Below are 14,715 nucleotides of genomic sequence, written 5' to 3' on the forward strand. Positions count from 1 at the left end.
CTGATGGCACGCATCACTGTTGAAGACTGCCTGGAGCAGATCCCTAACCGCTTCCAGCTCGTGTTGGCCGCCACCTACCGCGCCCGCATGCTGAGCCAGGGCCACACGCCCAGGATCGAAACCAAGAACAAGCCCGGTGTCACCGCCCTGCGCGAGATCGCAGAAGGCAAGGTCGGCCTGGAGATGCTGAAGAAGGTTCCGGGCTGATTTGCTGCAAAGCAACACAATGGCCCCACAAAGAGCACCGCACAGCGGTGCTTTTTTTACATGAAGCCTGCACAAACCCGCATGCACGCTACATTTAAGTCATGAAAGCGGCCTTGACTTCGTTCACAGCCCCCTCTGATCCCGTACCGACACCCCGGCCCGAGCGCATGTCTGCAGAGCAGGCAGCGAGCGTGTCGGCCAATGCCTTTGCCGGACTGATGGAGCACCTGGGTTACCTGGATGCCACCAGCATCGAGCAGGTGCGCGAAGCCTATGCCTTTGCCGACCTGGCCCACAGCGACCAGTGGCGCAGCAGCGGCGAACCCTACATCACCCATCCCATTGCCGTCACCGCGCTGTGCGCGAGCTGGAAGCTCGACGCCCCGGCCCTGATGGCCGCGCTGCTGCACGATGCGATGGAAGACTGCGGCGTCACCAAGGCGGACCTCGCCCAGCGCTTCGGGCAGGACGTAGCCGAGCTGGTCGACGGCCTCACCAAGCTGGACAAGCTGCAGTTCAACACGCGTGAGGAAAACCAGGCCGAGTCCTTCCGCAAGATGCTGCTGGCCATGGCGCGCGATGTGCGCGTCATCCTGATCAAGCTGGCCGACCGCACCCACAACATGCGCACCATGGGCGACATGCCGCGCAACAAGTGGGGCCGCATCTCGTCGGAGACGCTGGAGATCTACGCACCCATCGCCCACCGCCTGGGCCTGAACCAGACCTACCGCGAGCTGCAGGACCTGGCCTTCCGCCACCTGCACCCCTGGCGCTATGCCACGCTGGAAAAGGCCATCGCCCGCTCGCGCAAGCGCCGCCGCGACCTGGTCCAGCGCGTGCAGGACGAGGTCAATGCGGAGTTCGCCGGCGCAGGCCTGCAGGCACGCCTGGCCGGGCGCGAAAGCACGCTGTATTCGCTCTATCTGCGCATGGAGAAGAACCAGCTGAGCTTTGCCAAGGTGACGGACGTCTACGGGTTTCGCGTCATCCTGCCGCGCGTGATCGACTGCTACACCGCGCTGGGCGTGCTGCACCAGATGTACAAGCCCATGCCGGGCCGCTTCAAGGACTACATCGCCATTGCCAAGAACAATGGCTACCAGTCGCTGCACACCACGCTGGTGGGCCCCTCGGGCGTGAACATCGAGTTCCAGATCCGCACCGAGGAAATGCACATCGTCGCCGAGGCCGGCGTCGCCGCGCACTGGCTGTACAAGGCCCAGCCCGGCCACGATTCCGAGCAGCTGGGCACGCAGTGGCTGCAGTCGCTGCTGGACATCCAGAACGAGACGCGCGATGCGGCCGAGTTCTGGGACCACGTCAAGGTGGACCTGTTCCCCGACGCCGTCTACGTGTTCACGCCCAAGAGCGAGATCATGGCCATGCCGCGCGGCGCCACCGTGGTGGACTTCGCCTATGCCATCCACAGCAAGGTCGGCAACCACATGACGGCCGCCCGGATCAACAACGAGGAAGTGCCGCTGCGCACCGAACTCAAGAGCGGCGACGTGGTGCAGATCGTCACCTCCGAGGACGCCACGCCCAACCCGGCCTGGCTGGGCTTCGTGAAGACGGGCCGCGCGCGCTCCAAGATCCGCCACTACCTGAAGTCGGCCGCGCAAAGCGAATCGGCCCGCCTGGGCGAGAACCTGCTGGCCCAGGCCATGCGTGCCGAAGGCATGGATGCCGTGCCGCCGGCCGACGAGGCCAACCAGGCACTATGGGACGAGGTGCTACGCATGGCCGGCAGCCGCAGCCGCGCCGACCTGATGGTGGACATCGGCATGGGCCGGCGCATTGCGTCGCTGGTGGCCTCGCGCCTGACGGCGCTGATGGCGCGCCACGGCCACCGGCCCGACGCCCTGCTGCTCACACGCGAACGCTTCAACTCCAGCAACCGCCCCTTCCAGGGTGCCGTGCTGCTGGACGGCTCCAACCAGGGCTCCATCCACTACGCGCAATGCTGCCGCCCCGTGCCGGGCGACCCCATCGTGGGCTACCTGGGCAGCGGCGAAGGCCTGATCGTCCACCATGCGCAGTGCAAGATCGCGCAGCGCCTGCAGGAAAAGGACAGGGACCGCTTCATCGTGGTCGAGTGGGCCGATGACATGGATGCCGCGCGCCTGTTCGAGGCACGCATCGTGGTCACCGTCAACAACGGCAAGGGCGTGCTCGCGCGCGTGGCCGCCGAGCTGGCCGGCGCCGAGGTGGACATCCTGCGCGTGGACATGGCCGACGAGGCCGCCATGAGCACCACGGACCTGTGCTTCGTGATCTCGGTGCACGACAACCAGCAGGTGGAGTCCGCGCTGCGCAACCTGCGCCGCGTGCACTCGGTGGTGCGCGCATCGCGCGTCATCCCCTGAACACTGCCCCGCTCCTGCGGGGCTTTTTCATTGCGCCAGGTCCTGGACCAGCTGCTGCAGCAACGGGCCGCAGTCCTGCTCGATCTTGAGGGCCAGCAAATCCTCGGAGCGCATGCGGCCCTGGTTGATGGCGGCCACCGGCTTGCCCTGGGCCACGGCCTCATGCACGAAGCGCAGGCCTGAATACACCATCAGCGAAGAACCGGCGACCAGCAGCCCGCCGGCCTGCTGCAGCATGGCGCGCACGGCCTGCACCCGCTGGCTGGGCACGCCTTCCCCGTAGAACACCACGTCGGGCTTGAGCACGCCGCCGCAGTGCGGGCAGGCCGGCACGTCGAAGCGGCTGAAGTCGCGCCCCTCCAGATCGGCATCACCGTCGGGCGCGGCCTGGGCACTCAGGCCGGCCCAGCCGGGGTTGCGCTCCAGCAGCATGGCCTGCAGCACGGCGCGCTCCATGCCGGTGCCGCAGCCCATGCAGCGCACGGCGGCGATGCGGCCGTGCAGGTCGATGACGCCATCGCTGCCCGCTGCCGTATGCAGGCCGTCCACATTCTGGGTGACCAGGCCTTCGATCCATCCGCGCTGCTGCAACTGCGCCAGTGCCGCGTGGGCCTGGCCGGGCCTGGCCTGCGCCATCACGGGCCAGCCCAGCAGGCTGCGCGCCCAATAGCGCTGGCGCGTGGCATGGCTGCCCATGAAGGCCTGCAGCGTCACCGGCTGGGGGCGCTTCCACTGGCCTTCCAGATCCCGGTAGTCCGGAATGCCGGAGCCCGTGCTGCAACCCGCGCCCGTCAGCACCAGCCAGCGCCGGCCGGGCGGCAGCAAGGCGCGCAGGGCCAGCGCGGCATCGTGCAGAACCGGGGATGATGATGGCGGCGGAGCGATGGCGGTCATGGCCGCACAGCATAGCGGCCCCGCACGCCCAATGCAGAAACACCGTGTTGCACTCCGAGCCGGGGCGCAGCGGAGACAATGGCCGGATGCACCACGCACACGCCACCGCCCAAGCCGCCGCACACGCCACTGCCCAAGCTTTTCCCACCGCCCGCCATCCCGCCGCGCTCAACCGTGCCGCCCTGGCCACCGCCCTGGCCACCGCCCTGGCCGCCGTGCTGCTGGCCGGCTGCGCGTCCCGGCCGGCGCCTGCGCCGGTCACGGTGCCGCCCTCCATGCCGGCCCCCACGGCGCCTGCCGCGCCCGTGCAGCCCGAACCGGCCACCGCGCCGGACGCCGCCCAGCAGGCCGAGGCCACCAGCTTCGAAGCATGGAAGCGGGATTTCGCGCGCAAGGCGCTGGACGCCGGCATCTCGGAGAAAACCGTGCGCAGCGCGCTGGAGCCTGCCCGGCTGCAGCGCCGCGCGGTGCAGCTGGACCGCTCGCAGCCTGAATTCACGCGCACGCCCTGGCAGTACCTGGACAGCGCCGTATCGGCCCAGCGCATTGCCCAGGGCCGCGCCAAGCTGCGCGAAGCGGCTGCACCGCTGCAGTCGGCCAGCCAGCGCTATGGCGTGCCGGCCGAGGTGATCGCCGCCATCTGGGGCATGGAAAGCAATTTCGGCGGCAACTTCGGCAACTTCCCCACGGTCGATGCGCTGGCCACGCTGGCCTTTGACGGCCGGCGCGCCGCCTGGGCGCAAAAGGAGCTGCTCGCAGCCCTGCGCATCATCGACAACGGCGATATCGATGCGGCCCACATGATCGGCTCCTGGGCGGGTGCCATGGGCCACACGCAATTCCTGCCCTCCGTGTTCCTGGCCTATGCGGTGGATGCCGATGGCGATGGCCGCCGCGATATCTGGGGCAGCCTGCCCGATGTGACGGCCTCCACGGCAAACTACCTGGCCCATTCGGGCTGGAAGACGGGCGAGCCCTGGGGCGTGGAAGTGCGCCTGCCGGCAGGCTTTGACCATGCACGCGCCGAGACCAGCGTGCGCCAGGACAGCGCGCAATGGGCGGCCGAGGGCGTGCAGGCCGTGGACGGCCCCGCCCTGCCCGCCATGGCCGATGCCAGCGTGATCGCACCGGCCGGCGCGCGCGGGCCGGCCTTCATGGTGGGAGCCAACTTCCGCACCATCCTGCGCTACAACAACTCCGTGAATTACGCGTTGGGCGTGGGCCTGCTGTCGCAGCAACTGGCCGGCGGCCCGGGCGTGCAGGCGGCCTGGCCGCGCGATCTGGCACCGCTGTCGCGCGACCAGTTGCGCGCCTTGCAGGCCGCGCTCAACGAACGGGGATTTTCAGCCGGGACGGCCGATGGCGTGATGGGCCCGGCCACGCGCGCGGGCCTGCGCCAGTTCCAGCAAAGCCAGGGCCTGGTGGCCGACGGCTATCCCACGCTGGAGCTGCTGCAGAAACTGCAGCCCTGAACGCTCACCCGGCGGCGCTGCCCGGCTCCGGGTAGGTGACTTCCAGCACTTCCAGCGTGCGCACACCTGCGGGTGTGGGCAGGGCCACCTCGTCGCCCACACGGGCCTTGAGCAGGGCGCGAGAGACGGGTGCGATCCAGCTGACCTGCTGGCGTGCGCTGTCGGCCTCGTCGATGCCCATGATGGTGATGGTGCGCTCCTCGCCCTCGTCATCGACATAGGTGACGGTGGCGCCGAAGTAGATCTGCTCGCTGCCGGCATGCACGGAGGGATCGACCACCTCGGCGATCTCCAGCCGCTTGGTCAGAAAGCGGATGCGCCGGTCGATCTCGCGCAGGCGCTTCTTGCCGTACAGATAGTCGCCGTTCTCGGAGCGGTCGCCATTGCTGGCCGCCCAGTGCACGATCTCCACGATGCGCGGGCGCTCGTTGTCGATCAGGTCCAGCAGCTCCGTCTTCAGCCGCGCGAAGCCCTGGGGCGTGATGTAGTTCTTGCCGCCCGGCGGCAAGGGCGGCAGGCCGACTTCATCATCGTCGTCGCCGTCGGATTCCTTGGTGAAAGCCTTGCTCATAGGGAGCTGATCTTCACACAGATCACCGCAGCAGGCGAAGACGCCGAAAAAACCGCGACACCAACTGAGCACAAACGAAAAAGCCTCAGAACTTTGCAGTTCTGAGGCTTGTCGTTTTGGTGCGGCTGGCAGGAATCGAACCCACGACCCCTTGGTTCGTAGCCAAGTACTCTATCCAGCTGAGCTACAGCCGCCAAGCTTTGAATTATAGCGTGCTTTTTGAACGCTTACGGAAAACCATGAAAATATCGAAAAATAACCGTTGACCAGCGCCTGAACCATTGCCACGGCCTCTGTGCGGGCGCCTGAAACGAAAAAGCCTCAGAACTTTGCAGTTCTGAGGCTTGTCGTTTTGGTGCGGCTGGCAGGAATCGAACCCACGACCCCTTGGTTCGTAGCCAAGTACTCTATCCAGCTGAGCTACAGCCGCCAAGACAACGATTGTATATCAATTTCTGGCCTCTCCGCAAAAATTGCAACCATCGCAAACTCCGGGCCCCGTGGCGCACCGCGCTGGCCTATATTGGCCGGTCGCGGATGCAGGCCCTGCCCTGCACCTGCGCGGGAGACAAACACAGCGAGCGGCCCGCCGCAGCGGCGGGAACGACAAGACATGACAGACAAGCGCGCGGCCACGCAGCCGCAACCGCCCGAGGGCGCCATGTGGGGGCAGCTGTTTCGCCGCAGCGCCCGCCCCTCCCTGAGCCTGCAGGGCCAGATCCGCGAGATGCTGGTCGATGCCATCCTCTCGGGCATCCTCGCACCCGGCGAATCCATTCCCTCCAGCCGCGAGCTGGCGCGCCACCTGGGCGTGGCACGCATCACCGTCGTGCTGGCCTACCAGCAGCTGGCCGAGGAAGCCTTTTTGCTGAGCCGCCAGCGCAAGGGCCACTTCATCCATCCCGACGTACTCAAGGGGCGCACGCCGGGCGGCGCTGCGGCCAGCACCACCCCTGGCGAAGGCCGCCGCACCGACTGGTCGCGGCGCCTGTGGCTGCTGCCCAGCCAGCAGCGCAGCATCGTCAAGGAAGAGGACTGGCAGCGCTACCCCTATCCCTTCCTGTACGGCCAGTTCGACAAGGAGCTGTTTCCCACGGCCGCCTGGCGCGAATGCTGCCTCAAGGCCCTGGGCGTGCTGGACATACGCCAGTGGGCGCCCGACCAGATCGCGCGCGACGACGAGATGCTGATCCAGCAGGTGCAGACCAAGATCCTGCCGCGCCGCGGCGTCTGGGCCTCGGCCGACGAGCTGATCATTACCGTGGGTGCGCAGCACGCCCTCTACATGGTGGCCGACCTGCTGATGCGCGAGGGCACGGCCGTGGGCATCGAGGAGCCCGGCTACCCCGACGCGCGCAACATCTTCAGCAGCCGCACCTCCCAGGTCATCCCGCTGCCGGTGGACGGCCAGGGCCTGCCGGTCACGCCGCTGCTGCGCCAGCTCGACTACCTCTACGTGACCCCCAGCCACCAATGCCCCACGGGCGTGACCATGCCGCTGGCGCGACGCGAGGCGCTGCTGGAGATGGCCGAGGCGCACGACATCATCCTCATCGAGGACGACTACGAGAGCGAGAGCAGCTTCGACGGCCAGCCCATTCCGGCGCTCAAGAGCCTGGACCGCAGCAACCGCGTGATCTACGTGGGCAGCCTGTCCAAGAGCCTGGCGCCGGGCCTGCGCGTGGGCTACATCGTGGCTGCGCCCGAGCTGATCCGCGAACTGCGCGCGCTGCGCCGGCTCATGATCCGCCACCCTGCCACCTTCGTGCAGCGCACGCTGGCCATGTTCATCTCCCTGGGCCATTACGAGGCCCAGCAGCGGCGCCTGGCCCAGGCGCAGAAGGAGCGGCACGCAGCCCTCACGGCCGCCATGGCCGAGCATGCCCCCGGCTGCCGCATCACGCCCGTGCGCGGCGGCGGCTCATGCTGGGTGCAGTTGCCCGACCACATTCCTGTCGAAGCCCTGGCGCAGCGCGCCGCAGCGCACGGCGTGCTCATCGAGCCCGGCGATGTGTTCTTCGCCCGCCCGGGCACGCCCGGCAGCTTCATGCGCATGGGCTACCAATCCATACCCGCCAACGACATCGGCCAGGGCGTGAAGGCCCTGGCCGATGCGATCCGTGAGGAGCAGCCCGAGAAGTAACGCAAGGAGTGGCCGGGACCGGCCCTGCCGGTCCCGTCGCCCCCGGTCAGTACTTCTGCGGTTCGGGCTGCGCGGCCTCGGACAGCGAGGACACGACCGGCGCCACGCCACGCTGCAGGAACTGCCGCACGCCATAGGCCAGCAACAGGATGCACAGGCTGGCCACGCCCAGCGCCAGCGGTGTGCGCTGCTCGGGGATGAAGGCCATGGCGATGACGATGGACAGCATGCCGAAGATGGCGAACCAGGTCAGGTACGGATAGCACCACATGCGCACCTTGAGCAGGTGCGGCGCCTCGCGCTCCAGGCGGGAGCGCAGGCGCAGCTGCGAGATGGCGATCAGGATATAGACGAAGATCGCCACCGTGCCGTAGGAATTGACCAGGAAGGCAAACACCTTGTCGGGCGACACATAGGACATCACCACGGCGCCGTAGCCGAACACCGTGGCCACCAGGATGGCGCGCGTGGGCACGCCGTTGCGGCTGACCTTGGCCAGCGCCTGGGGCGCATCGCCGCGCCGCGTCAGCGCGAACAGCATGCGCGAGGATGCATACAGCCCCGAGTTGAGCGCCGACAGCACGGCCGTCAGCACGATGGCGTTCATGATCTGCGCGGCAGCCGGCACGCCCATGGTGTTCAGTGCGCTCACATACGGCGTGGCGATGCCAACCGCATTCCAGGGCACCAGGCAGGCCACCAGGAAGATGGAGCCCACATAGAACACCAGCACGCGCGTGATCACCGAGCTGGTGGCCTTGGCCACGGCCTTCTGCGGCTCGGCGGTTTCAGCCGCCGCGATGGTCACGATCTCGGCGCCGAAGTAAAAGCCCGTGGCCGCCACGGCCCCGGTCAGCACCGGCACGATGCCGTTGGGCATGAAGCCGCCATTGCCGGTGAGGTTGCCGAAGTGCATGCCCTGCGACGCAGGCGTCAGGCCCAGCACGTAGACGCCGGCCACGAACAGGAAGACCACGATGGCCGCCACCTTGATGGAGGCGAACCAGAACTCGAACTCGCCAAAGGACTTCACCGAGACCAGGTTGGTCAGCGTCAGCATCACCAGCAGCACCAGGCTGATGCTCCAGTTGGGGACATCGGGCAGCCAGTAGCGCACCAGGTCGGCACCGGCCACGGCCTCCAGCGCCACGACGATGACCCAGAAGTACCAGTACATCCAGCCCGTCAGAAAGCCTGCCAGCCGGCCCACGCCGGGGCGGTCGCGCCAGGCCTCTCGCGCATATTCGTAGAAGGACCCTCCGCCGGGCATGGAGCAGGCCAGCTCGCCCAGCATGCGCATGACCAGCACCACGAGCAGGCCCGTGATGAGGAAGGAAAGAATCGCGGCCGGCCCGGCCGACTTGATGACCACGCCGCTGCCCACGAACAGCCCGGCGCCGATGACGCCGCCCAGGGCGATCATGGTCATGTGCCGCTGTTTGAGCCCGTGTGAAAGCCCCGGCGAAGAGGCTTGCTGATGTCCGATCATGTCTTGTCTCCTGTTGCGTTCAGGCGCCACGGCTGATGCTCTGTTGTGGTGGCTGCGCAGGTGCGCGCCTTGCCGTGGCGTATCCGGTGTTCCCGGTGGCACGGGGCCGCAAGGCCCCGCGCCGTCAGGCGGCCGCCACCGGCGGGCGGTCCTTGCGGAAGGCGTTCTTCACGGCGATCTTTCCGCCCTTGAAGGTGAAGACATCCACCATGCGCGCTTCCACGCGCAGGCCGTCGGCCTTGGTGCCCTTGAAGGTGCTCTCGGACACGCCACGGTCGCCCTGCACGAAATGGTCTCCATCGAGCCAGGCCGCATCGGGGAAGGCCTGCCAGGCCATCTGGAAACCCTCGCGCACCGCCTGGCGGCCGACGAAGCTGCGGCCCATGAGATCGGGCCCGGCCACGGCGTGGAACTCGCACTCATCGGCCATGAAGCCCATCAGGGCCTCGATGTCGTGGCGGTTCCAGGCCTCGGCAAAGCGGGCCAGGAACTGGGCATCCGGAGGGTTGGTGTCTGCGCTCATGCTGTCTCCTTGTCTGTGGTGGGTACCACGGCGCCGGGCCCCGGGCAGGGCCGCCGCGCCGCGTCATCGAAATGTCGATGGCCCATGGTAGGTAGCAGGCACACGGACCCGTTAGAACCAGATGCCATCAATCGTTAGGTCCAGGCGCGCGCACCGGCCGCCACTGGCTCTATCGAAAGCTGGGCTGTGGCGCTAACTGGCTCCATGGCCTGCTGGCTATGCTGATTCCATCGTCGGCGCACCGCCTTGCAGGGCTTGCCGGCATTGGCCCCATTCCACCGAATCCATAGCAAAAAGCGGCAGATCCCAAGCCGCCGCACCAGGAGACATCCGCCATGAAAGCCGAGGACATCCGCCCCAGCCACCTGCGTCCCTACGACCCCCAGTACGACCCGCTGGTGGCCGCCAACCCGGGCCACGGCACGGGCTATGCGCCCACCTACTGGGTCGGCACGGCGGGACGCCCGCCAGACGATGACGGCCCGGTCACCGGCGACATGGACGTGGACGTGGCCATCGTCGGCTCGGGCTTCACGGGCCTGGCCACGGCCCTGTTCCTGGCGCGCGAACACGGCATACGCGCCGTGGTGCTGGACGCCAACCAGACCGCCTGGGGCTGCACCAGCCGCAATGGCGGCCAGGGGCAGAACGCCAGCGGCCGCCTGTACCGCTCGCAGTGGATTGCGCGCTGGGGCAAGGACGTGGCGCTCAAGCTCGACGCCGAGATCCGCGAGGGCTTCCAGACCTTCAAGGACCTGGTGGCCGAATTCCCCGAGTGCGAGCCCCAGCCCGGCGGCCACCTCTACATCGCCCACCGCGAAAAGAAACTCGACTTCCTGCGCAACGAGACCCAGATCATGCGCGAGGTCTTCGGCTACGACGCCCGCATGCTCAGCCCCGAGGAGCTGCGCCGCGACTATGTGAACGATGCCGACAGCCACGGCGCCATGCACGAGCCCGACGGCATCGGCGTGCACCCGCTCAAGCTGGCCTTCGGCTACCTGCGCAAGGCGCGGGAGCTGGGCGTCAAGGTGCACCCGGCCAGCCCGGTGCTGGGCGTCGAGACGCGCAACGGCGTGCACCACCTGCGCACGCCCGGCGGCACCGTGCGGGCGCGCGCCGTGGGCTTTGCCACGGGCGGCTACACCAGCAACGCCCTGCATGGCAGCCTGCGCTCCAAGATCATGCCCATCCTCTCGAACTCGCTGGTCACGCGACCGCTGACCGAGCAGGAACTGGAGGCCACGGGCTTCAAGACCACCCAGGTCATCACCGACACCCGCACGCTGCGCTTTTACTACCGCCGCCTGCCCGACAACCGCGTGCAGATCGGCAGCCGCAGCGCCGTCACGGGTGCCGATGCGCCCAACCCCATCCACATGGCCAAGCTGGTGGACGGCCTGCACCGCAAGTTCCCGGCGCTCAAGGGCATCACCATCGACTACTCCTGGTGGGGCTGGGTCGATGTGAGCCACGACATGATGCCGCGCGTCTTCCAGCCCGATCCGGCCCAGAGCATCTTCTACGCCGTGGGCTATGGCGGCAACGGCGTCTCCTTCTCGGCCCACGCGGGCCGTCGCATGGCAGAGCGCATCGCGGGGCGCCAGAGCAAGACTTTCGAGCTGCCCATCTACAACTCGGAGCTGGAGTATCCGAACGTCTTCAATATGGTGCGTTCGCCCGCGTTTGCGCCGTTTCGCCGGCTGGGGCAGCGGTTCCTGTACCACTGGTACTACATGCGCGACGAAAAGCTCTGAACCCCAACCGTTTGCTGCTTGGGCCGGCCTCCTGCAGGGGGCCGGCCCTTTTTTTCAGCAGCGCCGGGGGCAGCCACCTGCTACCGGTTCCGCATCCAGTCGGCCGTGTTCATGAAGCTGGCCTTGAGGCGCACGCGCAAATCCTCGGGCACGCCGGTCTCGCCCATGGCCTGGTCCATGCAGGCCACCCATTGGTCGCGCTCCAGGATGCCGATGGAAAACGGCATGTGGCGCATGCGCAGGCGCGGGTGGCCGAAGCGCTCCTGGTAATGGTCCGGGCCGCCCAGCCAGCCGCACAGGAACCAGAACAGCTTCTGGCGCGCATCGGCCAGGGTGCTGCCGTGGGCGGCACGCAGTTCGGCGTAGCCGGGCTCCAGGTCCATCAGATCGTAGAAACGGTCCACCAGGGCCTGCACCTTGGGCTCGCCGCCGATCCATTCATAGGGGGTCTGGGGGGCGTTGTTCTGGGATTCCTCTGACATGGCGAAAAGCGGCTGGCGGCTGAGTGAAACCCGCGATTGTCAGGCATGTGCCATGTCCGTGCCCGTACCGGTATCCGTGGGGGCCCCGGCACGCAGGAAGCCGTACACCGCCAGCGCCGTGAGCACCGTGATGCCCGCCAGCACATCCAGCAAGATGCCAAAGGCCTGGCCATAGGCCGCCAGCACGGCGGGTGCAGACAGGCCGGGCAGCAGGGCCATGGCCTCGGCGATGTTCCCCGTCACCAGCAACTGCGCCGCACGGCCGGTGGCATGCACCGCCTGCGCCGCCTGGGGCGCCTGAGCTGCCAGGGCCGACAGACGCCATGCCAGCAATGCAGCCAGCCCCGCGCCCACCAGCGCCAGCGCCATGCCCTCGCCCGCCACGCGCACCGTGCTGAAAATGCCCGTGGCCATGCCGGCGCGCTCGCTGGGCACCACGCTCACGGCCAGGCCATCCATCAAACCCCAGGGCAGCCCGATGCCCAGGCCGATCAGCAGCAGCGGGGGCGCCATCTGCGCAAAGGCCGTGCCCGGCGCGCACCCGCCCAGCCACAGCAGGCCCGCCGCGCACACCAGCAACCCCGCCAGGCACAGCAGCGCGGCCGAAACCCAGCGTGTGAGCCAGCCCGCCAGCAACGGCACGAACAGCATGGGCAGGGACAGCACAAACATCAGCTGCCCCGCCTGCAGCGGCGCCATGCCCTCCACGCCGATGAAGCGCACCGGCAGCAGCACCAGCAGCACCACGAAGGCATAGGCCGGCGCACCCGCCAGCAACTGCACGCCCACGAAACGCGGATAGCGAAACAGCGACAGGTCCAGCATGGGCTGCCCCGTGCGCTGCTGCACGCGCCGCTCCACGGCCACAAAGGCCGCCAGCGCCAGCGCGGCACCGGCCAGCGGCAGCAGCGCCGCCCCGCTGGACCAGCCCGCCTCCGGCCCCTGCAGCACGCCCCAGGTCAGCAGCGCCAGGGCTGCGGTGAACAGCAGCGCACCGGCCCGGTCCAGCCGCTGCGCCTTCGGGTTGCGCGACTGCGGTATGCAGCGCAGCCCCAGCACCAGCGCGGCCAGCGCCACGGCGGCCACGCAAAGCACCACGCCGCGCCAGCCCGCCACGCCCAGCAACCAGCCCGACAGCAACGGCCCGAAGGCCAGGCCCACGCCGAACGACGTGCCCACGCCACTGAAGGCACGCATGCGCGCCGTCCCGTCGAACACCTGGGCCAGCGCCGCCGTGCCGCCCGCCAGCGCGGCCGCCGCGCCCAGGCCCTGCAGCGCACGCAGCAGGTTGAACACGACGATGGCCCCCTGCCCGCCCAGGCAGGCCTGGGCCAGCGCACTGGCCAGCACCACGCCCAGCCCGGTCAGGAAAACGCGCCGCCGCCCGTGCAGATCGGCCAGCGCGCCGGCCGCCATCAGCGTGGCGCCAAAGCTCAGCATGAAGGCATTCGTCACCCAGTTGAGCGCCAGCGGCCCGCCGCCCAGCGCCTCGCGCAGCGCAGACAGGGCCACGGCCGGCCCGGTAAAGCTCAGCGGCATCGCCAGCGCCGCAAGGCACACCGACAACAGCACCCAGACCGGGGATGCACGCGGACGCGCTGTACCGTGGAGCGCATCCGGTGCGCGGGAAGAAGTCAGGCAGGAGGACATGGTTTGCAAGGCTTTCGCAATTTCCCGGCCGCACATGGCCAGGCATGCATGAACGATAAAAGCGCTGCAATGCCGTGAAAATAGGCGCCAGACTCCCCACACTCCCAACCCAAGGTTGGCAATCGACATGGACAGCTTCAGCGGACTCGAATCCTTTGTGCGTGCAGCCGACCTGCTGAGCTTTGCCGAGGCCGGGCGCGCCCTGGGCATCTCGGCCTCGGCCGTAGGCAAGAACGTGGCGCGGCTGGAACAGCAACTCGGCCTGCGCCTGTTCCAGCGCACCACGCGCCAGGTACGCCTCACGCAGGAAGGCGCACTGTTCCATGAGCGCTGCCGCCGCATCCTGGATGAACTGCACGATGCGCGCGCCACCATGCAGGCCGCCGCCGAGGCGCCGCGCGGGCGGCTGCGCGTGAGCCTGCCCACCATCGGCTACCGCTTCCTGCTGCCCGTGCTGCCCGATTTCCAGGCCCTGTACCCGGAGGTTGACCTGGACCTGGACTTCAACGACCACCTGGTGGACGTGGTCGAGGCCGGCCTGGACGTGGTCATCCGCAGCGGCGAACTGGCCGACTCACGCCTGGTGGCGCGCCGGCTGGGGCCGTTCCGCTTCATCCTGGCCGGCTCGCCCGACTACCTGGCGGCACGAGGCATACCGCAATCCCCCGCCGAACTGGCACAGCACAGTTGCCTGCGCTACCGCTTCCTGAGCAGTGGCAAGCTGGAGGAATGGGTGCTGCCCGGCATGCCGCCCCACCTGCCCGCCGCCCTGGTCTGCAACAACATGGAAGCCATGCTGGGCGCGGCCGTGGCGGGCATGGGGCTGGCCTATATGCCGGACTTCCTCGCGCGGGATGCACTGGGGCGTGGCGAACTGCAGCGGGTGCTGGCGGAGGACCTGACGCACACGGGGCAGTTTTCGGCGCTGTGGGCGTCGAGCCGGCAGTTGTCGCCTAAGGTGAGGGCGTTTGTGGATTTTGTGGGGGGGAGGTTGTTCAAGGAGGGCTGAGTTGTGTCTCTGCTCGCCGGAGTCGCCTTTTTTTGCCCCTGCCGGGTGGTTGTTTTTCGAGGCCGGGTCTCGGCCCGGCAGCCGACTGCCCTTTCTTGATTCGCCAAGAAAGGTCAGATCAAAGAAGGCGACCCGAATGTCCGCGACCC

12 protein-coding genes and 2 tRNA genes are annotated in these 14,715 nt (G+C 68.2%); 6 read left to right on the forward strand and 8 right to left on the reverse strand.

Annotated elements, in window-relative coordinates:
- Nucleotides 1-3 precede the first annotated feature (3 nt).
- Both rpoZ and ACM14_RS24170 read left to right on the forward strand, forming a co-directional pair.
- A complete protein-coding gene (gene rpoZ / locus ACM14_RS24165; protein ID WP_012203952.1) occupies nt 4-207 on the forward strand; it encodes a DNA-directed RNA polymerase subunit omega in 204 nt (67 codons plus the stop codon).
- A gap of 101 nt (nt 208-308) precedes the next feature.
- The gene (locus tag ACM14_RS24170) at nt 309-2,576 is read left to right on the forward strand and encodes a bifunctional (p)ppGpp synthetase/guanosine-3',5'-bis(diphosphate) 3'-pyrophosphohydrolase (protein WP_012203951.1); all 2,268 of its coding nucleotides are present in this window, start codon (nt 309-311) and stop codon (nt 2,574-2,576) included.
- A 27-nt stretch (nt 2,577-2,603) separates the two neighbouring features.
- Here ACM14_RS24170 and ACM14_RS24175 read toward each other — a convergent pair whose 3' ends face one another.
- The gene (locus ACM14_RS24175; RefSeq protein ID WP_065347553.1) at nt 2,604-3,470 is read right to left on the reverse strand and encodes an NAD-dependent protein deacetylase; all 867 of its coding nucleotides are present in this window, start codon (nt 3,468-3,470) and stop codon (nt 2,604-2,606) included.
- Between the two features lie 86 nt (nt 3,471-3,556).
- On the opposite strand from ACM14_RS24175, the gene ACM14_RS24180 reads away from it, so the two are divergent.
- The gene (locus ACM14_RS24180; protein ID WP_065347554.1) at nt 3,557-4,942 is read left to right on the forward strand and encodes a lytic murein transglycosylase; all 1,386 of its coding nucleotides are present in this window, start codon (nt 3,557-3,559) and stop codon (nt 4,940-4,942) included.
- A 4-nt stretch (nt 4,943-4,946) separates the two neighbouring features.
- On the opposite strand, the gene greB is transcribed toward ACM14_RS24180, so the two are convergent.
- The 3 genes from greB to ACM14_RS24195 form a co-directional block, all read right to left on the reverse strand.
- Nucleotides 4,947-5,513, reverse strand: coding sequence for a transcription elongation factor GreB (greB, locus tag ACM14_RS24185; protein ID WP_013803797.1), 567 nt, complete (start codon nt 5,511-5,513; stop codon nt 4,947-4,949).
- Between the two features lie 117 nt (nt 5,514-5,630).
- Nucleotides 5,631-5,707: transfer RNA gene (locus ACM14_RS24190), tRNA-Arg, on the reverse strand.
- 159 nt (nt 5,708-5,866) lie between these two features.
- Nucleotides 5,867-5,943 (reverse strand) — tRNA-Arg (locus ACM14_RS24195).
- Between the two features lie 183 nt (nt 5,944-6,126).
- Here ACM14_RS24195 and ACM14_RS24200 point away from each other — a divergent pair.
- Nucleotides 6,127-7,656: a PLP-dependent aminotransferase family protein gene (locus ACM14_RS24200; protein WP_065347555.1), complete on the forward strand. Its 1,530-nt coding sequence runs from the start codon at nt 6,127-6,129 to the stop codon at nt 7,654-7,656.
- A gap of 46 nt (nt 7,657-7,702) precedes the next feature.
- Here the strand turns inward: ACM14_RS24200 and ACM14_RS24205 are convergent, their stop codons facing one another.
- Both ACM14_RS24205 and ACM14_RS24210 read right to left on the reverse strand, forming a co-directional pair.
- Complete coding sequence (locus tag ACM14_RS24205) at nt 7,703-9,145, reverse strand: amino acid permease (RefSeq protein ID WP_012203946.1); 1,443 nt, start codon at nt 9,143-9,145, stop codon at nt 7,703-7,705.
- Nucleotides 9,146-9,269: 124 nt separating this feature from the next.
- Nucleotides 9,270-9,668, reverse strand: coding sequence for a nuclear transport factor 2 family protein (locus ACM14_RS24210; RefSeq protein ID WP_065347556.1), 399 nt, complete (start codon nt 9,666-9,668; stop codon nt 9,270-9,272).
- A gap of 335 nt (nt 9,669-10,003) precedes the next feature.
- Here ACM14_RS24210 and ACM14_RS24215 point away from each other — a divergent pair, with 335 nt between their 5' ends.
- Nucleotides 10,004-11,425 (forward strand): FAD-binding oxidoreductase, encoded by a 1,422-nt coding sequence (locus ACM14_RS24215; protein WP_012203944.1) that lies wholly within the window; start codon nt 10,004-10,006, stop codon nt 11,423-11,425.
- Nucleotides 11,426-11,505: 80 nt separating this feature from the next.
- On the opposite strand, the gene ACM14_RS24220 is transcribed toward ACM14_RS24215, so the two are convergent.
- Together ACM14_RS24220 and ACM14_RS24225 are read right to left on the reverse strand one after the other, a co-directional pair.
- On the reverse strand, nt 11,506-11,907 hold the full coding sequence (locus ACM14_RS24220) for a group II truncated hemoglobin (protein WP_065347557.1): 402 nt from the start codon (nt 11,905-11,907) through the stop codon (nt 11,506-11,508).
- A gap of 39 nt (nt 11,908-11,946) precedes the next feature.
- Entirely contained in the window at nt 11,947-13,479 is a 1,533-nt protein-coding gene (locus ACM14_RS24225) for an MFS transporter (protein ID WP_084027439.1), read from the reverse strand.
- 205 nt (nt 13,480-13,684) lie between these two features.
- Between ACM14_RS24225 and ACM14_RS24230 the strand changes: the two genes are divergently transcribed.
- Nucleotides 13,685-14,566 carry a LysR substrate-binding domain-containing protein gene (locus ACM14_RS24230; protein ID WP_065347559.1) on the forward strand — a complete coding sequence of 294 codons (882 nt, stop codon included), beginning with the start codon at nt 13,685-13,687 and terminating at the stop codon, nt 14,564-14,566.
- Nucleotides 14,567-14,715: the final 149 nt, after the last annotated feature.

The sequence above is a fragment of the Delftia sp. JD2 genome (genome assembly GCF_001682645.1).
GTDB classification, from domain to species: domain Bacteria; phylum Pseudomonadota; class Gammaproteobacteria; order Burkholderiales; family Burkholderiaceae_C; genus Comamonas; species Comamonas acidovorans.

What these genes read in the sequence shown, in the direction of transcription:
- ACM14_RS24175 (WP_065347553.1), bottom strand. Translation starts at nt 3,470, where the DNA reads ATGACCGCCATCGCTCCGCCGCCATCATCATCCCCGGTTCTGCACGAT.
- greB (WP_013803797.1), bottom strand. Translation starts at nt 5,513, where the DNA reads ATGAGCAAGGCTTTCACCAAGGAATCCGACGGCGACGACGATGATGAA.
- ACM14_RS24180 (WP_065347554.1), top strand. Translation starts at nt 3,557, where the DNA reads ATGCACCACGCACACGCCACCGCCCAAGCCGCCGCACACGCCACTGCC.
- rpoZ (WP_012203952.1), top strand. Translation starts at nt 4, where the DNA reads ATGGCACGCATCACTGTTGAAGACTGCCTGGAGCAGATCCCTAACCGC.
- ACM14_RS24215 (WP_012203944.1), top strand. Translation starts at nt 10,004, where the DNA reads ATGAAAGCCGAGGACATCCGCCCCAGCCACCTGCGTCCCTACGACCCC.
- ACM14_RS24205 (WP_012203946.1), bottom strand. Translation starts at nt 9,145, where the DNA reads ATGATCGGACATCAGCAAGCCTCTTCGCCGGGGCTTTCACACGGGCTC.
- ACM14_RS24230 (WP_065347559.1), top strand. Translation starts at nt 13,685, where the DNA reads ATGGACAGCTTCAGCGGACTCGAATCCTTTGTGCGTGCAGCCGACCTG.
- ACM14_RS24210 (WP_065347556.1), bottom strand. Translation starts at nt 9,668, where the DNA reads ATGAGCGCAGACACCAACCCTCCGGATGCCCAGTTCCTGGCCCGCTTT.
- ACM14_RS24170 (WP_012203951.1), top strand. Translation starts at nt 309, where the DNA reads ATGAAAGCGGCCTTGACTTCGTTCACAGCCCCCTCTGATCCCGTACCG.
- ACM14_RS24200 (WP_065347555.1), top strand. Translation starts at nt 6,127, where the DNA reads ATGACAGACAAGCGCGCGGCCACGCAGCCGCAACCGCCCGAGGGCGCC.
- ACM14_RS24220 (WP_065347557.1), bottom strand. Translation starts at nt 11,907, where the DNA reads ATGTCAGAGGAATCCCAGAACAACGCCCCCCAGACCCCCTATGAATGG.